The sequence below is a fragment of the Streptomyces sp. NPDC001514 genome (assembly GCF_053597075.1).
Genome location: NZ_JBSFHO010000001.1, coordinates 294492 through 314224, shown reverse-complemented (window position 1 = coordinate 314224; position 19733 = coordinate 294492). Strand labels below are relative to the sequence as shown.

At 69.9% G+C, this 19733-nt stretch carries 19 protein-coding genes and 1 pseudogene; 13 read left to right on the top strand and 7 right to left on the bottom strand.

All coding sequences use genetic code 11. The annotated features are described in order from the left end of the window. The first annotated feature begins 227 nt into the window (after positions 1–227). From ACWCXB_RS01390 to ACWCXB_RS01380, 3 genes are read left to right on the top strand one after another with little or no spacing between them, the layout of a single operon-like run. Positions 228–1196 (top strand): ABC transporter substrate-binding protein, encoded by a 969-nt coding sequence (locus tag ACWCXB_RS01390; RefSeq protein ID WP_450717738.1) that lies wholly within the window; start codon positions 228–230, stop codon positions 1194–1196. Positions 1197–1243: 47 nt separating this feature from the next. Further along, a complete protein-coding gene (locus ACWCXB_RS01385; RefSeq protein ID WP_450717736.1) occupies positions 1244–2185 on the top strand; it encodes an amino acid ABC transporter permease in 942 nt (313 codons plus the stop codon). Beyond that, positions 2182–2943 (top strand): amino acid ABC transporter ATP-binding protein, encoded by a 762-nt coding sequence (locus ACWCXB_RS01380; protein WP_450717734.1) that lies wholly within the window; start codon positions 2182–2184, stop codon positions 2941–2943. The genes ACWCXB_RS01385 and ACWCXB_RS01380 overlap by 4 nt, the downstream gene beginning before the upstream one ends. Positions 2944–3021: 78 nt before the next feature. Here the strand turns inward: ACWCXB_RS01380 and ACWCXB_RS01375 are convergent, their stop codons facing one another. After that, positions 3022–3798, bottom strand: a complete 777-nt coding sequence (locus ACWCXB_RS01375; RefSeq protein ID WP_450717732.1) for a class I SAM-dependent methyltransferase — start codon at positions 3796–3798, stop codon at positions 3022–3024. A gap of 91 nt (positions 3799–3889) precedes the next feature. Between ACWCXB_RS01375 and ACWCXB_RS01370 the strand changes: the two genes are divergently transcribed. Further along, complete coding sequence (locus tag ACWCXB_RS01370) at positions 3890–4540, top strand: CGNR zinc finger domain-containing protein (protein ID WP_450717730.1); 651 nt, start codon at positions 3890–3892, stop codon at positions 4538–4540. On the opposite strand, the gene sodX is transcribed toward ACWCXB_RS01370, so the two are convergent. Further along, the gene (gene sodX, locus ACWCXB_RS01365) at positions 4423–4842 is read right to left on the bottom strand and encodes a nickel-type superoxide dismutase maturation protease (protein WP_450717728.1); all 420 of its coding nucleotides are present in this window, start codon (positions 4840–4842) and stop codon (positions 4423–4425) included. The genes ACWCXB_RS01370 and sodX overlap by 118 nt on opposite strands. A gap of 191 nt (positions 4843–5033) precedes the next feature. Here sodX and sodN point away from each other — a divergent pair, with 191 nt between their 5' ends. From sodN to ACWCXB_RS01330, 7 genes and pseudogenes are all read left to right on the top strand, one after another. Then, a complete protein-coding gene (gene sodN / locus ACWCXB_RS01360; RefSeq protein WP_385420911.1) occupies positions 5034–5429 on the top strand; it encodes a superoxide dismutase, Ni in 396 nt (131 codons plus the stop codon). 470 nt (positions 5430–5899) lie between these two features. Beyond that, positions 5900–6304 carry an effector-associated constant component EACC1 gene (locus ACWCXB_RS01355; RefSeq protein ID WP_450717726.1) on the top strand — a complete coding sequence of 135 codons (405 nt, stop codon included), beginning with the start codon at positions 5900–5902 and terminating at the stop codon, positions 6302–6304. Beyond that, positions 6301–10830: a caspase, EACC1-associated type gene (locus ACWCXB_RS01350; protein ID WP_450717724.1), complete on the top strand. Its 4530-nt coding sequence runs from the start codon at positions 6301–6303 to the stop codon at positions 10828–10830. The genes ACWCXB_RS01355 and ACWCXB_RS01350 overlap by 4 nt, the downstream gene beginning before the upstream one ends. A 268-nt stretch (positions 10831–11098) precedes the next feature. Then, entirely contained in the window at positions 11099–11350 is a 252-nt protein-coding gene (locus ACWCXB_RS01345) for a hypothetical protein (protein WP_450717722.1), read from the top strand. 406 nt (positions 11351–11756) lie between these two features. Then, entirely contained in the window at positions 11757–12401 is a 645-nt protein-coding gene (locus tag ACWCXB_RS01340) for an amidohydrolase family protein (RefSeq protein ID WP_450717720.1), read from the top strand. Positions 12402–12422: 21 nt separating this feature from the next. Then, positions 12423–12565: pseudogene (locus tag ACWCXB_RS01335) on the top strand (snapalysin family zinc-dependent metalloprotease); the annotation flags it as partial. A gap of 185 nt (positions 12566–12750) precedes the next feature. Beyond that, the gene (locus tag ACWCXB_RS01330) at positions 12751–13206 is read left to right on the top strand and encodes a group II truncated hemoglobin (protein ID WP_450717718.1); all 456 of its coding nucleotides are present in this window, start codon (positions 12751–12753) and stop codon (positions 13204–13206) included. 84 nt (positions 13207–13290) lie between these two features. On the opposite strand, the gene ACWCXB_RS01325 is transcribed toward ACWCXB_RS01330, so the two are convergent. Both ACWCXB_RS01325 and ACWCXB_RS01320 read right to left on the bottom strand, forming a co-directional pair. Then, the gene (locus ACWCXB_RS01325) at positions 13291–13737 is read right to left on the bottom strand and encodes a DUF6304 family protein (RefSeq protein WP_450717716.1); all 447 of its coding nucleotides are present in this window, start codon (positions 13735–13737) and stop codon (positions 13291–13293) included. Positions 13738–14199: 462 nt separating this feature from the next. Then, positions 14200–14784 (bottom strand): dihydrofolate reductase family protein, encoded by a 585-nt coding sequence (locus ACWCXB_RS01320; RefSeq protein ID WP_450717714.1) that lies wholly within the window; start codon positions 14782–14784, stop codon positions 14200–14202. A 157-nt stretch (positions 14785–14941) separates the two neighbouring features. On the opposite strand from ACWCXB_RS01320, the gene ACWCXB_RS01315 reads away from it, so the two are divergent. Further along, complete coding sequence (locus tag ACWCXB_RS01315) at positions 14942–15517, top strand: TetR/AcrR family transcriptional regulator (protein WP_450717712.1); 576 nt, start codon at positions 14942–14944, stop codon at positions 15515–15517. Here the strand turns inward: ACWCXB_RS01315 and ACWCXB_RS01310 are convergent. The 3 genes from ACWCXB_RS01310 to ACWCXB_RS01300 form a co-directional block, all read right to left on the bottom strand. Continuing rightward, positions 15492–16103, bottom strand: a complete 612-nt coding sequence (locus ACWCXB_RS01310; RefSeq protein WP_450717710.1) for a GNAT family N-acetyltransferase — start codon at positions 16101–16103, stop codon at positions 15492–15494. The two genes, ACWCXB_RS01315 and ACWCXB_RS01310, sit on opposite strands and share 26 nt — an antisense overlap. Before the next feature lie 133 nt (positions 16104–16236). Next, positions 16237–17277 (bottom strand): family 2 encapsulin nanocompartment cargo protein polyprenyl transferase, encoded by a 1041-nt coding sequence (locus ACWCXB_RS01305; protein WP_450718186.1) that lies wholly within the window; start codon positions 17275–17277, stop codon positions 16237–16239. 105 nt (positions 17278–17382) lie between these two features. Beyond that, a complete protein-coding gene (locus ACWCXB_RS01300; protein WP_450717708.1) occupies positions 17383–18807 on the bottom strand; it encodes a family 2B encapsulin nanocompartment shell protein in 1425 nt (474 codons plus the stop codon). A 326-nt stretch (positions 18808–19133) separates the two neighbouring features. Here ACWCXB_RS01300 and ACWCXB_RS01295 point away from each other — a divergent pair, with 326 nt between their 5' ends. Next, positions 19134–19724 carry an N-acetylmuramoyl-L-alanine amidase gene (locus ACWCXB_RS01295; RefSeq protein WP_450717706.1) on the top strand — a complete coding sequence of 197 codons (591 nt, stop codon included), beginning with the start codon at positions 19134–19136 and terminating at the stop codon, positions 19722–19724. Positions 19725–19733: the final 9 nt, after the last annotated feature.

Sequence of the window (19733 nt, the reverse complement as noted above, 5' to 3'; positions counted from 1 at the left end):
TTCACCGGAGATTTTCCGGCCGGAAGTAGGCAACTCCGCAGAAGGTCCGGTCGTGATGTACCGGCCTGTCGGTGTTCGGGGGTGACCCGTTATCCGATTTTGACATGGCTGGCCCCCTGAATCGGCCGATCCGAATGGCAAGATGCCGTAATCACACAAGGTCGCGACGCCCGATGGTGCGTGCCGACCTGCAGGCAACTCCCATCACCCGCCGGAGGAACCCGATCATGACCGCAAGCACCACCCGCCGCCCGTTCACCGCGAGGACCCGGACGTCCCGGCTTACCGCGGTCGGCGCGATCGCGGTCGCCGGCGCCCTGATGCTGACCGCCTGCGGCGACCAGACCGAGGGCGCCAAGAAGGAGGGCGGCGCCACTTCCGCCGCCCCGCTCGCCGCCAAGCTTCCCGCGACGATCCGCGACAAGGGCGTCATCAAGGTCGGTTCGGACATCGCGTACCCGCCGGTCGAGTTCAAGGACGACTCGGGCAAGACGGTCGGTATCGACCCGGACCTGGCTGACGCCCTGGGCAAGCAGCTCGGCGTGAAGTTCGAGTTCGAGAACGCCACCTTCGACACGCTGATCACCGGTCTGCGCTCGAAGCGCTACGACATCGCCATGTCGGCGATGACCGACACCAAGGACCGTCAGAACGGCATCGACTCCGAGACCCAGAAGAAGGTCGGCGAGGGTGTCGACTTCGTCGACTACTTCACCGCCGGTGTCTCGATCTACACCAAGAAGGGCGACGACAAGGGCATCAAGACCTGGGCCGACCTGTGCGGCAAGAAGATCGTCGTCCAGCGCGGCACGGTCTCCGAGGACCTCGCCAAGGCCGAGAACGCCAAGTGCGAGAAGGCCAAGAAGGGCAAGATCACCATCGAGGCGTTCGACAACGACCTCGAGGCCCAGACCCGCCTGCGGGCCGGCGGAGCCGACGCCGGTTCCTCCGACTTCCCGGTCGCCGCGTACGCGGTGAAGACCTCGGGCGGCGGCAAGGACTTCCAGCTGGTCGGCGAGCAGGTCGAGGCGGCGCCGTACGGCATCGCCGTGGCCAAGTCCAACACCCAGCTGCGCGACGCGATCCAGGCCGCGCTCGACGCGATCATCAAGAACGGCGAGTACCAGAAGATCATCGCGAAGTGGGGCGTCGACGCCGGCGCGGTGACCGAGGCCAAGATCAACGGTGGCTCCTGATCCCGGCAGGGACATCGGGACACCGACTCGGCACTGAAAGGCTCCACGTGACTGTCGACATCGAAAAGACGGGCCCGGAGGACGCACCGCCGCCGCCTGCTGCGGGTCCGGAGGCCATCAAGGCGATTCCGGTCCGGCACTACGGCCGGTACGTCTCCGCGGTCGTCGCGATCGCCCTGTTCGGGCTGATCGTCTACGCCTTCTCGCAGGGCAACATCAACTGGGACGCGATCCCCGAGTACTTCTTCGACGACCGCATCATCGACGGCGTCGGCAAGACCCTGCTCCTGACCGTCCTGTCGATGGCCATCGGCATCTTCGGCGGCATCGTCCTCGCGGTGATGCGCCTGTCCCACAACCCGGTGACCTCGTCGATCGCCTGGTTCTACATCTGGTTCTTCCGCGGCACCCCCGTCCTGGTCCAGCTGTTCGTCTGGTTCAACCTCGGACTCGTCTTCGAGTACATCAACCTCGGCTTCTACCGGGACGAGTGGTCGGACTTCATGACCCCGTTCCTGACCGCACTGCTCGGCCTGGGCCTCAACGAGGCCGCCTACATGGCCGAGATCTGCCGCGCCGGACTCCTGTCCGTCGACGAAGGCCAGACCGAGGCCTCCCACGCCCTGGGCATGAGCCACAGCAGGACCCTGCGGCGCATCGTCATCCCCCAGGCCATGCGCGTCATCGTGCCCCCCACGGGCAACGAGGTCATCAACATGCTCAAGACGACCTCCCTCGTGGCCGCGGTCCAGTTCACCGAACTGTTCCGCCAGGCACAGAACATCGGCCAGACCTCCGGCGCACCCGTCGAGATGTACTTCCTCGCCGCCGCCTGGTACCTGGTCCTGACCTCGATCCTCAGCGTCGGCCAGTACTACCTGGAGCGGTACTACGCCCGCGGCTCCAGCCGCAGCCTGCCGCCAACCCCGCTGCAGAAGATCAAGACCAACCTGCTGTCCCTGGGCCGCCCGAAGGGAGGCAACGCATGACCGCCATGGTGAAGGCCGAAGGCGTCCACAAGTCCTTCGGCCACGTCGAGGTCCTCAAGGGCATCGACCTCGAGGTCGCCCCCCGCGAGGTGTTCTGCCTCATCGGCCCCTCCGGCTCCGGCAAGTCCACCTTCCTGCGCTGCATCAACCACCTCGAGAAGGTCAACGCAGGCCGGCTCTACGTCGACGGCGAACTCGTCGGCTACCGCCAGAAGGGCGACAAGCTCTACGAACTCAAGGACAGCGAGGTCGCCCTCAAGCGCCGCGACATCGGCATGGTCTTCCAGCGCTTCAACCTGTTCCCCCACATGACGGCCATGGAAAACGTCATGGAGGCACCGGTTCAGGTAAAGGGCGAGACCAAGGCCGTCGCACGCGAACGGGCCACCCGTCTGCTCGACCGGGTCGGCCTGGGCGACAAGGCCGGCAACTACCCCTCGCAGCTGTCCGGCGGGCAGCAGCAGCGCGTCGCCATCGCCCGTGCCCTGGCGATGGAACCCAAGCTGATGCTCTTCGACGAGCCCACTTCCGCCCTCGACCCGGAGCTGGTCGGCGACGTCCTCGACGTCATGCGCGGCCTCGCCGAGGACGGCATGACCATGGTCGTCGTCACCCACGAAATGGGCTTCGCCCGCGAGGTCGGTGACTCCCTCGTCTTCATGGACGGCGGCGTCGTCGTGGAATCCGGCAACCCCCGCGACGTCCTCACCAACCCCCAGCACGACCGCACCAAGGCCTTCCTCTCCAAGGTGCTCTAGCGGACGGACCGTAAAGGGCGGGTACGGGCGCGATGCGTCCCGTACCCGCCCTTCCGCGTGCCAGGGGGTGTCCGGCGGCTACTTGAGTGCGAGGACGAGGGAGTCGGACGGGGACGCCCAGACGGCGCGGGCCTCGGCGAAGCCGGCCGCGCGGAGGGTCGCGGCGTGCCAGTCGAGGGGCGGGGTGTCGCCGTCGGCGTGCTCGCCGTAGATCTCGAAGCGGCGGGCGGTGGGGGCGGCGAGGACCGGGTCCTCGGCGGCCAGGGCCCACCAGTCGGCCCAGTCGAGGGCTCCGGCGGCCTTGGCGCGGTCCATCGCGGCGTGGCGGTGGGCGCGCTCGGCGGCGTTGATGCGGGGGGTGGTGTCGTCCCTCATGTGGTCGGCGTTCATGAAGACGCCGCCGTCCGTGACGAGCCGGGCGATCTGGCCGTAGAGGGTGGCGAGCGGTCCGGCGTGGAGCCAGTGCAGGGCGGTGGCGGTGAGGACGGCGTCGTACGAGTCGTGCGGGAGGGCGGCGGTCCACCCGGAGTCGGTGAGGTCGGCGGTGACGAAGGTGACACGGTCGTCCCCCGCGAAGTAGCCCTCGGCGATGGTCAGCAGGGCGGGGTCGAGATCCACTCCGACGCTGACCGCCTTCGGGAACCGCCTGAGCAGCCGGTCCGTGATACTTCCCGTACCGCACGCGAGGTCAAGGACCCTCGGCTCGGGGCCGACGACGGCCTCGACCATGTCCAGCATCACCCGGAAGCGCTCCTCGCGATCCGGCATGTACCACTCCTGCTGACGGTCCCAGCTCTCCTGCCAGGCCTGCCAGTCGGTTCCGGTCGCGTGCGCGTCCGCCGCGGTCTCCGTCATGGGTTTCCCTCCACTCCGTAATACCCTCGAACTCAGGGCATCTGTTACCGCACCCATCGCCGACACTAGACCTCATCCGTAAGGACTACAAGTGGAACTGGCCTATTACTCGGACTACGCCGTGCGCCTCGTCAACACCGAGGAGCCGGCTCGCAACAAGGACACGCTCACCTCGGTCGAGGCGGTCCGCGAGCTCTTCGGCCCGTCCTCCCAGGCCGCCCGCCGCGCCACGGACGCGGACGTGACCCGCTTCCGTTCGGTACGGGCCAGACTCCGCGCAGTGTTCACGGCGGCCGACTCCGGCGACCAGACAGGGGCCGTCGACCTGCTCAACTCGCTGCTCCTGGAGTACCCGGTCAGCCCGCAGATCTCCGGTCACGACCACCTCGACGACGAGGGCCGGCCGCGCTGGCACATGCACCTCGCCGACCATCCGTCCAACGCGACCGCGGGATACGCGGCGATCGCCGCGATGGGCCTCGCCTTCCACCTCACCGAGTTCGGCGTCGACCGGCTCGGCCTCTGCCAGGCGGCCCCCTGCCGCAACGCCTACCTCGACACCTCGACGAACCGCTCCCGCCGCTACTGCTCGGACCGTTGTGCGACGCGCGCGAACGTCGCCGCCTACCGGGCGCGCAAGCGCCTGGAGACCGAGCGGTCGGACAGCACGGGCCGCAGCGCGGAGACCGCCCAGCCCACCACGGAGCGCACCGACGTCCGGCCCTCGCCGCGCGGCCGGTAGCGGAGCCTTACACGTCCCAGCAGCAGCTCGTCGGGCACGGTGCCGAACACCCGGCTGTCGCCCTCCGCGTAGACGTTGTCACCCAGCACCCACCAGCCGCCCTCGCGCCGCTCGACGAGCCGCTTCACGATCAGCAGATCCTGCTGCAACGGATGACGCATCACGGCCACGTCCCCGGCCCTGAGCCCGGCCCCGTAATGCACGAGCAGCCGGTCCTCGTGCGCAAGCGTGGGATACATGGAGGGCCCCGTCACCTCCGCGATCCCGAAGGGCACCCTCGGCTCCCGCCCCAGCTCCGTCATCGTCCACCTCCAGGCCCCGGTCCGGTCCCGGCCGGTCCTCCCGGTCCGGTCCCGGTCCCACGGTACGTTCCGCCGGCGGACCCATACGCGCCCTGGACTTTTGGCCTAAGCCCTAGGGGCCGCTCGCGAAAACCGGTCTCTCACGGAGTAATGTCCCACCTGAGAAGACGATCACGAGGAAGGACAGCTCAATGCTCTCCCGCCTGTTTGCCCCCAAGGTGAAGGTCAGCGCCCACTGCGACCTCCCGTGCGGCGTGTACGACCCGGCCCAGGCCCGCATCGAGGCCGAGTCGGTCAAGGCCGTCCAGGAGAAGATGGCCGCCAACGACGACCCGCACTTCCAGGCCCGCGCCACGGTCATCAAGGAGCAGCGTGCGGAGCTCGCCAAGCACCACGTGTCGGTGCTGTGGAGCGACTACTTCAAGCCCCCGCACTTCGAGAAGTACCCGCAGCTGCACGAGCTGGTCAACGAGACCCTGAAGGCGCTGTCGGCCGCGAAGGCGTCGAAGGACCCGAAGACGGGCGAGAAGGCGCTGGAGCTCATCGCCGAGATCGACCGCATCTTCTGGGAGACCAAGAAGGCTTGATCATTGCCTAGGCCTTCTGACCTGCGCTTTCGCGGGTCGCCTCGCCTAGCTGTCCGCACCCGGTCCGCAGGCCGCCGAGCACGGCGTCCATGACGGCCCGGGTGCGGTCCTTTTCCAACTGGCCACAGGGTGTGCGCAGATCCGCGGGATGATGACCGCAGAGGCGTGGTGCGTTGTCGTCCGGGTCTCCGATCCAACCGATCGAGGCTGGGATCGCCGCCTTGGCCGGGTGCGACATGTGCGAAGTCGGCGGCCCAGGAGCGGATCGGCGCACTGGCAACGAAATCGCGGTTCACCAATGCCTTGGCGGTTCAGCCCGTGCCATGTTCTTCCGGCACTGCAGACACGGTAGTTGGCCTCGAACCCCTGGGACACCATGTGCCTCTAGTCAGCCGCGGATGGACATCGCTAGCCTCATTTGCAGCAGTGACAGCTTGGGTACCTTGCGCGGCGGTAACGACGGGGGAGCAATGGACATTGCAGTGATCGCGGAAGGCCCTGATGCGGGCGACCGGCTCCGCTCCCTCCAGGAGTGGTTGTCCGGCATCGAGGAGTTACGAGGCCGCGTCGACGGCAAGGAGCGACCTCCGGAGCCCGGCACTCTGGGGCCGGTGCTGGACGCGCTGACTGTGGCTCTCGGCCCGGCCGGTGCGGCAACCGCGTTCGCCACCGGTCTCATCGCCTGGCTGCGCACCCGCCGTGGTGATGTGCACATCAAGGTGACGCTCCCCGACCGCAGTTCGCTGGAGCTGACCGCGAAGCGGGTTTCCCGTCTCGACGCTGACGCTCTGCAGCAGCAAGTGGCCGAAGTCGCCGACCTGTTGAGTCGGCAACAAGGGGACGCGGGCGGGCCCGAGCGTCGCGAGCTGCCGTGACGGACCTGTCCGGCGCGGGCGTACGGGTCCTGCTGATCGCGACCGCCACGCACGAGGGCCCCCTGCTGACGTCGGTGCCCGCGGTCGCCACCTCCTGCCAGGATCTGCGCACGGCCTTGATCGAGCGCTGCGGGGTGCGGCCCGACCGTCTGCGTACGCTGCTCGATCCGGCCGACGCGCAGACCATGGCGCGGGCCGTCACCGAGGAGGCTCAGCGCGCGGACACCGTGCTGCTGGTCTACTTCATCGGGCACGGTCTGCTCGGCCCGGACGGAGAGTTGTACCTGGCGGCGACCGGCACCGACCGCCTCACCCCCGGGATGGCCGAGCACCAGGCGCTGTCGTTTTCCTCGCTGCGGCAGGCGCTGGAGGCAAGCCGGGCGTCGTCCGTCGTCGTCGTACTCGACTGCTGCTTCTCCGGGCGGGCCTCTTTGAGTGGCAGCCCGTCCCTGCCTGCGTTCACGATGACGCCCGCGCACGGCATGTACCTCATGGGGTCCGCGGAACAGCTGGCTCTCGCGCCTCCTGGCGCCGCGCACACCGCGTTCACCGGTGCGCTCATCGAGCTGCTGACGCACGGCGACCCGCGCGGGCTCCAGCCGCTGACCCTGGATGCCGTGTTCGACGGGGTTTTCCGGGCGATGAGTGACCGGCAGGGGCCGCTGCCCCGGCGCCAGGCCGGGGACCGCTCGGGACACCTCGTCATCGCACCGAACCCGGCGGTGCCGACGCAGGCGGGGCCTCCAGAGGAAGCGGAGCCCGCGCCCGGCCGCTGCCCGTATTTGGGCTTGGACGCCTTCGGGGTGGACGACGCCGACGTGTTCTTCGGGCGTGACGGTATGACGGAGCGGGTGTTCGCCGCGCTGACGGAGGTGGCCGGGGCGGATGAGCCGGGCCCGCTGGTTCTGGTAGGCCCGTCCGGTTCGGGAAAGACCTCCCTGCTCAACGCCGGTCTCACGGCCGGACTGCGTGAGCGGGGCTTGCTCGGCACCACCTCCTGGCTCTCCCTGCGCCTCACCCCCGACAGAAGCCCGCTCCGTCGGCTGGCAGCTCGGTTCGACGCCAGCCCCGAGTCCGTCGATCTGTTGCGGGAGGATCCCGAACGCTCGGCCGAGCTGGCCGAACGGCTGCTGGCTGGCCGGCCGGAGCAGCGGCTGATCGTCCTTGTCGACCAGCTGGAGGAACTGTTCACGCTGTGCCCGGACCCGTCGGAGCGCACCGCGTTCCTGCGGGCGGTGACTGCCCTGGCCCGGCCCTCGGGCGGGGGCCGGCCGGGGGCGCTGGTGGTGCTCGCGCTCCGGGCGGACTTCTACGGTCAGGCGGCCGCGCACCCCGAACTGCTCGCCGCTCTGCGCGACACCCAGCTGTTGGTCGAGCCGATGACCCCCGACGAACTCCACGCCGCCGTCGAGGGACCGGCCGCCGCCGCGGGGCTGGTCCTCGACGAGGGCCTCGCCGAGGTGATCCTGCACGAGTTCGGCGCGACGGCAGACCGGCAGCCGGCCGCGGGGGCGCTGCCGCTGCTGTCCCATGTCCTGTGGGCGACCTGGCTGCGACGCGCCGGATCGCGGCTCACCGTCGTCCAGTACCGTGCCGCCGGCGGCATTGCGGAGGCGATCAAGACCACCGCCGACGACACGTACGACGGACTCGACCGGCAGGGGAGGGAAGCCGTACGGCTCATGCTGCCCCGGCTGGTGCGCGTAGGAGAGGACTCCGCCGACACGGCCCAGCCCGTGGACCGCTCCGCGCTTCTGCATGGGCTGCCCGACACAGCGGCCGCACAGCGAGCCATCGACCGGTTCACCCGGGCCCGCCTGCTCACGCTCGACCACGACTCCGCGCGCATCAGCCATGAGGCGCTGCTGCGCGCCTGGCCCCGGCTGACGGAGTGGGTCGACGCGGACCGGGACTGGCTGCGCGCCCGCCAGCAACTCGCCGCCGACGCCCGGGCGTGGGCGAGGGCCGGGCGGGAGTCCTCGTTGCTGTACCGGGGGAGCAGACTGGCCGCCGTACGGGAACGCGCCGAGTCGTCGCCGGCGAGCGCGGTCGAACCGGAGTCTGTGCTCGCCGAGTTCGTGGACGCCTCTTGGCAGCAGGAGCGCCGGGGTGTGCGCCGGGTCCGGATCGCGGTGGCGTTCCTCATGGCCCTGGTCGTGCTCGCCACATCCGGGCTGATCGGTTCCGTCATCTTCCAGCGGCGGGCCGAGCGGGCGGGCGAACGCGACCTGGCCCGGTACCTCGCCGCCGAGGCCGAGGACCTCCGCGACCAGCAGCCCGGTCTGGCCAAGCAGCTCAGCCTGGTCTCGTACCGGATGAACAAGGACGCGGGGCGCGGGGCGCTGCTCAACAGCCGGCGCACGCCTGGTGTGATCAACGCAGAGGAGCCTGCCCAAGACCTCGCCTACAGCGGTGACGGCCGCATCCTCGCGCTCTCCGTCGGCGACGCGATCGAGCTGCGCTTCCGGGGCGGCTCCGCGCGGGTCGGAGCGGGCGTGATCGGCCCGGTCGCGATCAGCCGGGACGGCCGGACACTCGCTGCGGTCACCTACGACGAGCATCGGCCGAAGACGGCGTGGGTGCGGCTGTGGGACATATCGGATCTCAACCATCCGAGGCAGACCGCCGCGCCGCAGCTGGACCACGCCGTCCACGCGCTCGCCCTCAGTACGGACGGCAAGACCCTGTACGGCGGCCTGACGACCGGTGAGATCCGCGTCTGGGACATCGGCGACCGGGCCGCGCCGAGGCCGCTGCCCACACTCCGGGCACATTCCGCACGGATCGACTCCCTGGCAGTGTCCCCCAAGCGGGACCTGCTCGCCAGCATGAGCGAGGACGGCCGGATCCAGCTCTGGAGGGCGGCCGACTCCGGGCGCCCCGAGCGCGTCGCCGTGCTTGAGGGGGCGAAGTACGACCGCAGCATTCTCGTGAACCCCAGGCCGCTGCACCGGGTGGCCTTCAACCCCACTGGACGGATGCTCGCGGCTCCGGTCGCCGTGAAGAACGGGGACGAGCTCGGGCTGTGGCTGCTGAACGCGCCCGACAAGCCCCGGCGGATGGAAAAGCAGAAGGACGACTCGACGAGCGACACGTCCACCCCCTGCTACGAGGGCCTGAATTCCCTGGCATTCAGCCCGATCCGCGAGTACGTCGTCGGGACCTGCGGCAGCAATTGGCACGTGTGGATCTACCAGAAGAACCTCCTTCCCGGCGCGATTCTGTCCGGGGCATCGGGCGGCGGCCAGGGAAGCTACGACGAGGTGGGGATGGCCCTGTTCGACCCCGCCAAGCCCCGCAGACTGTTGCAGGCCACCGACCACGGCGTGCGCGTCTTCTACCTCAACAACTCCGCCCAGCCGGGTGCCGAGGCGTTCCTTCCGGCGACGCCCGGAACCGGAGGCCAGTTCGACTACCGGGTGGTCGGCAAGAAACCACTGATCGCCCTTCAGGGAGTGGGCGTGAACTACCTGTGGGACGTGACGGAGATGCCGCACTCGGCCAAACTGCTGGCCGCGACCCGCTCCCCCAACATGTTCACGGGCGGGGACATCGCCCTCAGCCCGGACGGACGCCTCCTCGCCAACGTGGAGGTGTACGAGGGCGGTGAGGCCGACAAGAAGGGCAAGAAGCAGGAGCTTGTCGGTCTGCGGCTGCGCAGCACCTCGGCGCCCCCGAGAAGCGGACCGCTGACCACAATCGACGAGTTGGACAACGGTGTGGCGGCGATCGCCTTCAGCCCCACCGAGCCCGTCCTGGCCGTGTCCGACATGAACGGCTGGAGAGACAACAACCGCAAGACACCGGTCGTACGGATCTACGACATCGCGAACCCCAAGCGTCCGCGGCAGATCGCCCGGATCGACGCGGCGACCACAAAGCTCGACTTCTCCCCGGACGGCGAGTCGCTCCTCCTCACGGATTCCCCCTTCGCCGATCCGGACGATACCCGGCCCCAGCCCGCGGACGAGTTGGAGAGCTGGGACCTCACCGATCCGGCGCATCCCGAGAAGCGGTGGGCGCGCCCCGTCGAGACCGGAATCGACTCGGTGCACGTCGCGTTCCGTCCGGACGGCAAGCTGCTCGCCGTCTACGACAGCGGGGGCACGCTGAGGCTGTGGCGCGTCGAGGGGCACCGGCTCACCGACGAGCTGTCCCACGTCACCGTGGGCGTCCACGGCAGCCCGATCGCCTTCAGCCCCGACGGAACCCGCCTCGCCTTGACCGCGAAGGAAACCTGGGCTGCCGACGAACGCCCCGAGATCTGGAACCTGACCGATCCGAAGGCTCCCAGTCGGCACTCCTACCTGCCCGGCTCATCGCGCGCCGCCGACTTCTACGCGCTCCAGTTCAGCCCGGACGGCGAATTCCTTGCCATCGTCAGGGCATCCGCGGGCATCGAGCACTGGGACACCAACCCGGAACGCGTCGTCGGCGACATCTGCGACTCGGTCGGCGATCCCATCACCCGGCAGGAGTGGCAGCGATATCTGCCGGACCTTCCCTACCAACCGCCTTGCCGGTAATCGCGCGCCCATCGCCGGGGTCGAGTGTGCGTGACCCGACAGCATTTCCGTGGTCTGCACACAGTCCGCAGGACACCCGATCAAGACCGTCGCACCCCATCGCCAGCATCAAGAAGGGCCAGGTCAGCACCCCACAGCAAAGATCGCTACAGGTCACCGACCCAGCCGATTGAGACCCGGGGCTCCCCGGTTCGCCGGGTGGGCCCCTTCAGTCGCGGACGCGCTGCACCATGATGTGCCCTCTCACCACACGACGTCCGGAGGGACCATGCGCGCCGTACACGTCACCGGTGTCATCGCCGCCGTGCTGCTCGCCGCCGGCACCGCCTGCGAGGCCACCGAGGCCGACATCGCGGCCTGCAAGTCCGCCATGGCCGAGTCGTTCGGGGACGTCCCCGCCACCGGAGACGCCCCGAAGCCGGGCCCGGCCCCCGCCGCCTGCGACAGGGTGGACGACGAGACGCTCCGGCACCTGTGGAAGGAACTCGCCGCGGAGTACGGGAAGGGCGGCGGCACGTGAGCGTGTTGTGGGTGCGGGGCGTCGTCCTGCCCGAGCGCGAGGACCGTACGTTCCGGCTCGACGGGGACCGGCTGCGCACCGGCCCGGCACCCGGTGGGGACGCCGAACTCGTTGTGGACGGCGGCTTCCTGCTGCCTGGGCTCGTCGACGTGCACACGCACCCCGGTACGGAGTCCACCGACTCGCCCTTCGACGAGTCGGTACTGCGCAAGCACCTGTTGGAGCACCGGGACGCCGGTGTGCTGCTGGTCCGGACGCCCGGGACGGCGTCGCGGATGCCGGAGTGGGTTGCGGGAGACGCGGAGTTGCCACGGGTGCGGTCGGCGGGCGGTGGCCGGCGACACCAGGGCGGTTCTTCCCCGGGGCCGGGCGTGACATCGCCGAGGACGAACTTCCGGTCGCGGCGGTGGAGGAAGCGACGGCCTCCTCCGGCTGGTGCAAGGTCATCGGCGACTGGCGATGGGACGAACCGGCCGTGCCGCTCGATCTGCTGACCGCGGCCGTGACGGCGGTGCACGCCGCCGGTGGCAAGGTCGCGGTGCACTGCCAGACCGCCGAGGGCGCGCGCAACGCCGTGCTGGCCGGGGCCGACAGTCTGGAGCACGGGATGCATCTCGACCCGGGGCTGCTCGACCGGATGGCCGCGCAGGGCACGGCCCTTGTGCCCACACTCGGTGTCTTCGGCGCGAGCGCGGACGCGTGGTACGCGCGTGAGCGCAGCGCTCGCCGGGACGACTGGATCACCGGCTGGGAGGGCATGCTCGCGAACGTCCGCTCGGCGTACGAGGCCGGCGTCACCGTCCTCGCCGGGACGGACAGCTTCCCGTGCGGAACGGTCGCCGCGGAGGCGGCGTGGCTGGCGCGGGCCGGCATGCCCGCCGAGACGGCGCTCGGCGCGGCGTCCTGGACCGCTCGCGACTGGCTGGGCCTGCCCGGACTGACGGAGGGCGCGCCCGCCGACCTCGTCGCGTACGACGCGGATCCGGCCCTCGACCCCGGGGTCCTGGCGCATCCGGCCAGGATCATCCTCCGTGGCCGGGTGGTGCACTGACGTCGCGTCGGTTCACGTCGCTACTCCGGGTCGTGCAGCGAGCTGATGCCGGGCGGCAGCCCGGCCCGCCGTGCCGGAACACCCGGCCGGACGCGGCCGAGCGCGTCCGCGTCGACCAGCTCTGGGCGAACGGCCTCGCCGCCGCCCTCGCGAAGGTCTCCTGACCCGGCAAAGCCCGGCGACCGTCGGCTCACTCCCGCACGGCGCCCGCGCCCAGGTACCCCGTACCTGGGCGCGGGGCGTTTTCGCGCAGAGCGGAGGTACGGCGATACGGCCGTGGAACGGAGCCGGCTCGTGTTGAATCCAGGAGACAGAGCACCGCACCGCCCGTGCCCCTGGAGGTTCCCGTATGGCCGAGCGTCCCGAGACCCTGTACGAGGCCGTGGGGGGCGCCGAAACCCTGCGGCGGCTGTCCTCGACCTTCTACGAAGCCGTGCTCGCCGATCCACTCCTCGCACCGGTCTTCGCGCACTTCACCCCCAGTCATGTGGAGCATGTCGCGGTCTGGCTGGCCGAGGTCTTCGAAGGCCCTGCCCGCTTCACCGAGGAGCTCGGCGGCCATCAGGCCCTTCTCCGTGCCCATCTCGGCCTCTCCATCACCGAGGAGCAACGACTGCGCTGGATGGAGCTGATGGGCGCCGCGGTGGACAAGGATCTCCCGGACGACGCAGTGCTGCGCAGGCGCGTCATGGAGTACTTCGACTGGGGCACCACGATCGCGCGCGAGGTCTCGGCCGGTCCCGTGGACGAGGACCTCGGCGACCCCGGCCCGACGCCCCGCTGGCGCTGGGACGGTCACTCCTGAGGCCAGGAACCGCCGGGCGGTGAACCCAGGAGGGCGGCACCGAGGAGTCCGCCTCGGTACCGCCCTCGTCGAACCGTGCACAGGTCAGGCGCTCTCCAGCAGCCTCCGCCCGAAGGCCGCACCCTCCGGCAGCTGCCGCCGGATGCGCCCGAGCGCCTCGTCGAAATCGCCCCCGGCGATCCCCGACTCGTACGCCGCCCCGCCGAAGTGCAGGGTCAGATTCAGATCCACCCGCTCGGGGCGGCCGTCCGCCCCGCGTTCGCCGAGCGCCAGCAGGCAGCTGAGCGTGGCCTGCTGCACCGCCCCGTCCAGGGCGACGGGCTGCGGCAGGTCCCATTCCAGTACGCAGCCTGACAGGGCTTCACCTGACCCCGCCGCGCCCAGGGTGGCGAAGCTCGGGCCCTCGTACTCAACTCCCCTGATGCGGGTCCGTACTTCCTGCCCGCTCATGGCGACCGTGATCGCGATCGCTTCCGCACCCCGGCGGTCCCGGTACCAGCCGGTCCAGACTTCCGTCGACTCCGATGACATGGCGCGGACTGTAGCGGTATGACTGGCTCCGCCGTACAGCCGGTCACCCCTTCGAATGCATCGAACGCCCGAACGGACCTACAAGCCTCCCGTCGAGGCCCGCTAAGTGGCTGAACCCGACGTCTAGGTGGCTGAACCCGACGTCGAGCCGGCGGCCGGCTCTCCGTCCTCACCCTCGGCGGGTCGGGTAGCCGCGGCGTCTTCTCCGCCTTCCGCGAGGTCAGCGGCTCCCGCGCCCGCGACCCGCGCGGCGCCGAGCTCACAGTCGGGGTTGCGACAAGGTACAGGAACCCACTCGGGGACGAACGCCCCAAGGATCTTGCGTCGTTTGATGACGGTACCGACAGGCTGTCCGCAGGCCGGACATACGTATTGGCCTGGCGGGCGGCGGACGGTCCGACGTCCTTCGCTGCCCATGGGTCAAGGATAGGTCGGCATGCTCACGGCGGACAGTGCTCGCGGTTACCGCTTCCTGCTGTACTTCCGCACGAGCACGCCGTTGCCGAAGGCACGCACCGTGTCCAGCGCGAATTCGGTGACGGCGAAGCCGGAGCCGAACATCGGCATCCCGGAGCCGTACACCTCCGGATAGGTCTTGATCACGAGCTCGTCGATCTCCGCGAGCAGGGCTCCGGCGATGCGCGAGCCACCGCAGAGCCAGATGCCGAGCCCGCCCTCCTCCGCCTTGAGCTCGCGGATCCTGGCGACCAGGTCGCCGGACACGATCTCCACGTTCGGATCGGGGGACTTGTCGATCGTGCTCGACGCCACGTACTCGCGCATGTGCCCGTACGGGCTGGTCATTCCGGCATCCAGGCCCAGCTGATAGCTGGCGCGGCCCTGGATAACTGTGTCGAAGTGCTTGTTCTCCGTGTCCTGAAGGTTCAGCAGCAGCCGGCCCTCGGCCGAGACTGTCTCCGGATACTCCGTCTTCAGGAACTGCAGGAACTCCTCGTCCACGTACTTGAACATGGACGAGGCGTCGCCGCTCGGGTCGCCGACGAAGCCGTCGATCGAGCAGGCGATGAAGTAGGTGAGCTTGCGCAAACCGGTCCTCTGATTCTCTCGGGGTCATTGGCCATGGTCCGGATCGGTCGGGTCGAGTCGAGTCGATCCAGCCGAACCACTGCAGGTATAGTGCTCCATGTGTAGTGGTTACGCAAGGGTCTTTTCCGGAAGGCATGTCGAGGAGGTAGGCGCAGAGATGGCCAGGAACCCGGAGCGCAGGATCGCCCTGGTGGATGCCGCCATCGAGGTCCTCGCCCGCGAAGGGGCCCGTGGCCTCACGTTTCGCGCCGTCGACAGCCAGGCCGGCGTGCCGGCGGGGACGGCGTCCAATTACTTCGCCAACCGCGACGACCTGTTCACTCAGGCGGGCGCCCGGATCCATGTCCGGATGACCCCGGATCCGGTCCAGGTCGACGAGGCGATGCGGCCGGAGCCCACCCGCGAGCTGTATGTCGAGCTGATGCGCTGGCTGGTACGGCGCATGGCCGCCGAGCGCACCGGGTATCTCGCGATGCTGGAGCTCCGCCTGGAGGCCACCCGCCGCCCGGCCCTCCAGGCGGAGCTCAACCGCGCGGTACGCACCGTGCTGGAGGAGAACCGCCGCTCCCATTTCGAGTCCGGGCTGCCGGGCGACGCGGACACGTTCCTCGCGCTCTATCTCGCGATGACGGGCCTCATGCTGGAGCACTTCACGCTGCCCGATGTGCTCGCCGACCGGGAGCTCGACGAGCTGGTGGAGACCGTCGTCACGCGGATCGTTCCCGAGAGGTGACCGGCTCGCGCCACATCGGCCACATGTGCGGGCCGTCCGGCAGGTCGACCGTGCGCCCCATGAAGGTGAAACCGAGCCGCTCGTACAGCCTGCTGCTGCGGGCGCTGCTGGCCTCCAGATAGGCGGGCACACCGTCGCGGTCGCAGCGCTCCAGCACGGGTGCGATCAGCGCGGAGCCGAGACCCTGGCCCTGCCGTTCCGGGGAGACCGCGATGAGCAGCAGATACTCGTGCGCCCGGTCGTGCGGATGGACCGCGCCGGTCAGCCGGCCGATGAGCTCGGCGCGCTCGTTGTCCGGATCGGCGATCTCCCGCATCCGGGCCGGAGTGTCGTCCTCCGCGTCGGGCGCGCCGGCGGGCACGTGGAGCCAGAGCGCCGCGGCCGTGCCGTCCTCGGTCATGTCGACCCGGCCCTCGGCGAGCGTGACGTCGAGAAAGACGCCCATGAAGGTGCCGTGCACCTTGCGCCGATGGTCCTCGTCGGGGAAGACCCAGCTGCTCACCGGGTCGTGCATGAACGCCTCGTCGAGCAGCCGCACCACCGTGTCGCGGTCGCTCTCCCTCGCCTGCCGTATTCGTACGCCCATGCCCGGACCCCTCTCCGAGATCACCAACTGGTCGTGGTGATCCTAGAGTTGGGGCCCGGGCCGCCGCCGCACGGGGCATGGCCGCTCCGCCGGTCGGCGCCGCGGCGGGCCGGGCGCGCATGCGGCTACGCGCTCAGCGCGTGCGGCGTGTGACGAACTCCGCCAGGGACAGCATGTCCCCGGCCGCCGCCAGATCCGGTACCGCGCGGGACAGCTGCTGGACCGCCCGCGCCATCCGGTCCGCCGCCTGGAGCTGTGCCCAGTCCCGGCCGCCCGCGCGGTCGACGGCCTCGGCCGCGCGGCGGACGGTGCGGGTGTCCATCGGCTGTGCGTACAGCTCGGCCAGCTGCGCTCCCGCCTCGGTGCCCGAGCTGAGCGCCGCGACGACCGGGAGCGACTTCTTGTGCGCGGCCAGGTCGGCACCGGCCGGTTTGCCCGTGCGCTCCGGGTCGCCCCAGATCCCGATCAGATCGTCGATGAGCTGGAACGCCAGTCCGGCCTCCCGTCCGAAGGCGTCCATCGCGGCGATCTCCTCCTCGTCCGCGCCCGCGTAGAGCGCGCCGAGGGCGCACGCGCAGCCCAGCAGGGCCCCGGTCTTCGCCGTCGCCATGGCGACGCATTCGTCGAGCGAGACCTCGTGGGGACCGCGCTGTTCGAAGGCGCAGTCCGCCTGCTGCCCGGCGCAGAGCTCGATGACACAGGCGGCGAGCCGGGCGGAGGCGGCGGCGGACGCCGGATGGCGGTCCTCGGCGATCAGCCGGAGGGCGAGGGCGAGCATGGCGTCGCCCGCGATGATCGCGTCCGGGGTGCCGAACACCGTCCAGGCCGTGGGCCGGTGTCTGCGCGTCGGATCCTCGTCGATCACATCGTCGTGCAGCAGCGTGAAGTTGTGCGCGAGCTCGACCGCGGCCGCGGCGCGCACGGCCTGCTGCGGGTCGCCGCCGAGCGCCCGGGTGGCGGCGAGGACCAGGGCGGGCCGGATCGCCTTGCCCGCCGACCCGGCGGCCGGGGTGCCGTCGGCGTGCTCCCAGCCGAAGTGGTACATCGCGACACGGCGTATGGAACCGGGCAGCGACTCGACGGTGTCTCGCAGCCGCGGGTTGACGGCGGTACGGGTGCGCTCCAGGAGTGCCGCGGCCTCGTGGCCATCGGTGGCGGCATCCGTGCTGGTCATGGTCACGGTCTCTTCCTCTGCAGAGGGGGGTGGGGCGGGGGCGGACGGAAGGAGCGGCGCCGCCCCCGCCGGTTCAGAGGGCCGGTACGTCAGCCGGCCGGCCGGTCAGCGCCAGCGGCCGACTTCGACGTTCTCCAGCACACCGAGCGCGTCGGGGACGAGGATCGCCGCCGAGTAGTAGGCCGTGACCAGGTACGAGATGATCGCCTGCTCGTCGATGCCCATGAAGCGGACCGAGAGGCTGGGCTCGATCTCGTCGGGGATGCCGCTCTGCTGCAGGCCGATGACGCCCTGGTCGTCCTCACCCGTACGCATGCACAGAATGGACGTGGTCCTGGCATCCGAGATCGGGATCTTGTTGCAGGGGAAGATCGGCACTCCGCGCCAGGTGGGGATGCGATGCCCGCCGATGTCCACGCTCTCCGGGACGAGGCCGCGCTTGTTGCACTCGCGCCCGAAAGCGGCGATGGCGCGCGGATGCGCGAGGAAGAGCTTGGAGCCGCGCCGCCGGGACAGCAGCTCGTCCATGTCGTCCGGGCTGGCCACACCGTCGTGCGGCTGCAGCCGCTGCCCGTAGTCGCAGTTGGCCAGGAGCCCGAACTCCCGGTTGTTGATGAGCTCGTCCTCCTGGCGCTCGCGCAGCGCCTCGACCGTCAGCCGCAACTGCTGCTCGGTCTGGTTCATCGGCTGGTTGTAGAGGTCCGCCACCCGGCTGTGGACCTTCAGCACGGTCTGGGCGACGCTCAGCTCGTACTCACGCGGAGCCGCTTCGTAGTCCACGTACGTGTGCGGAACGATCGCTTCGCCGACATGGCCCGCGGACAGGTCGATGGCGGCCTCACCGTATTTGTTGGTCCGCTGATGGGGGATGGAGAGAACGGCGGTCAGGTGGGCGCGGAGCCCGTCCGCCCGGTCCGCGAGCATCTGGACGTCCTGCCGGGTGAGCTCCAGCGCGACGCACGCGGTGTCCGCCCGGGCCGTGAACTCCCATACGGCGCCCGCGTCGACCAGGGACCTGTCCCCGAAGTAGGCCCCGTCGGCCAGGACTCCGAGCACCGCCTCGTCGCCGTACGGACCGGTACCGATCTGTTCCACGCGGCCGTGCGCGAGGAGGAACACCCGGTCCGTCGGCTCGCCCTTGGTGGCCAGCACATCGCCGGGCGCGAACCTCACCTGCCTGCAGCGCTGCGCCAGTTCGCCCAGCACGGCATCGTCCGTGAACCCTCGCAGCGACGGCAGCTCGCCGAGTTCGGCCGGAATGACCTCGACCTGGCTGCCGGTCTGGACGAAGGTGACTCGGCCGTCGCCCACCGAATAGCTGAGCCGTCGGTTCACCCGGTACGTACCACCCTGTACCTGAACCCACGGCAGCATCCGCAGCAGCCACCTGGAGGTGATCTCCTGCATCTGCGGCGCCGACTTGGTGGTGGTCGCCAAGTTCCGCGCGGCGGCCGTACCGAGACTCTGCTGCGGCACCGCCTGGTCCTGGCCGCCCTCGCGCACCTCGTCACCAACCGAACCAACCGACATGAGACTCCCTCGCAATCATGGGTTGACCTGCACGAAAAGCCTTCCATCACGGAGAGTCGGCACGCCATTACACAAATGAGTGGGACTAGCCGGGCATTGGCGGGGCATGACACGCGCTCTCCACCCGTCCGGCCCAGGTCCACCCAGGTCCACCCGCGTCCGCCCAGGTCCTGTCCGGATCGGCTCGTACGCCGCGCGTATCGCGCGCCCTGCCACGGGTGTTGGGGTAGTAACCCCTTGCAAGCGCGGTACGGGTGACTCGTTCCGCTCACCACCGCTCCCCCACGACACGACACAGCAGCGCACCAAACGAAAAGGAGGCGGCCATGGCCCCACCCATGTCCGCGAGCAGCTTCCTCGACGCCCTGCGCGACGAGGGGCTCACGGTCGTCCAGGTCGGCGACTGGCGTAACCACAACCGCAATCACAAGGGCCCCTGGGGGCCGGTGCACGGCGTGATGATCCATCACACCGTCACCAAGGGCACCGCGAACACCGTCCGGATCTGCCGTGACGGCTATGCGTCCCTCCCCGGGCCGCTCTGCCACGGTGTCATCGCCAAGGACGGCAAGGTCCATCTGGTCGGCTACGGCCGCGCGAACCACGCGGGGCTCGGCGACGACGACGTCCTGCGCGCCGTCGTCGCCGAGCGGGGGCTGCCGCCGGACAACGAGGCGAACACCGACGGAAACCGGCACTTCTACGGCTTCGAGTGCGAGAACCTCGGTGACGGCGAGGACCCGTGGCCCGCGGTCCAGCTGGAGGCCATCGAGAAGGCCGCGGCGGCGGTCTGCCGCCGCCACGGCTGGACGGCCCGTTCGGTGATCGGCCATCGGGAGTGGCAGCCGGGGAAGGTCGACCCGCGCGGCTTCACCATGAAATCCATGCGCTCCCGTATCGAGGAACGGCTCATGTGACGACACGGT

Bases quoted from the DNA above. Each gene is read 5' to 3' on its own strand.
- ACWCXB_RS01390 (WP_450717738.1), top strand. From the start codon at position 228: ATGACCGCAAGCACCACCCGCCGCCCGTTCACCGCGAGGACCCGGACG.
- ACWCXB_RS01380 (WP_450717734.1), top strand. From the start codon at position 2,182: ATGACCGCCATGGTGAAGGCCGAAGGCGTCCACAAGTCCTTCGGCCAC.
- ACWCXB_RS01375 (WP_450717732.1), bottom strand. From the start codon at position 3,798: ATGACGGAGACCGCGGCGGACGCGCACGCGACCGGAACCGACTGGCAG.
- sodX (WP_450717728.1), bottom strand. From the start codon at position 4,842: ATGACGGAGCTGGGGCGGGAGCCGAGGGTGCCCTTCGGGATCGCGGAG.
- sodN (WP_385420911.1), top strand. From the start codon at position 5,034: ATGCTCTCCCGCCTGTTTGCCCCCAAGGTGAAGGTCAGCGCCCACTGC.
- ACWCXB_RS01355 (WP_450717726.1), top strand. From the start codon at position 5,900: ATGGACATTGCAGTGATCGCGGAAGGCCCTGATGCGGGCGACCGGCTC.
- ACWCXB_RS01345 (WP_450717722.1), top strand. From the start codon at position 11,099: ATGCGCGCCGTACACGTCACCGGTGTCATCGCCGCCGTGCTGCTCGCC.
- ACWCXB_RS01330 (WP_450717718.1), top strand. From the start codon at position 12,751: ATGGCCGAGCGTCCCGAGACCCTGTACGAGGCCGTGGGGGGCGCCGAA.
- ACWCXB_RS01325 (WP_450717716.1), bottom strand. From the start codon at position 13,737: ATGTCATCGGAGTCGACGGAAGTCTGGACCGGCTGGTACCGGGACCGC.
- ACWCXB_RS01315 (WP_450717712.1), top strand. From the start codon at position 14,942: ATGGCCAGGAACCCGGAGCGCAGGATCGCCCTGGTGGATGCCGCCATC.
- ACWCXB_RS01310 (WP_450717710.1), bottom strand. From the start codon at position 16,103: ATGGGCGTACGAATACGGCAGGCGAGGGAGAGCGACCGCGACACGGTG.
- ACWCXB_RS01305 (WP_450718186.1), bottom strand. From the start codon at position 17,277: ATGACCAGCACGGATGCCGCCACCGATGGCCACGAGGCCGCGGCACTC.
- ACWCXB_RS01300 (WP_450717708.1), bottom strand. From the start codon at position 18,807: ATGTCGGTTGGTTCGGTTGGTGACGAGGTGCGCGAGGGCGGCCAGGAC.
- ACWCXB_RS01295 (WP_450717706.1), top strand. From the start codon at position 19,134: ATGGCCCCACCCATGTCCGCGAGCAGCTTCCTCGACGCCCTGCGCGAC.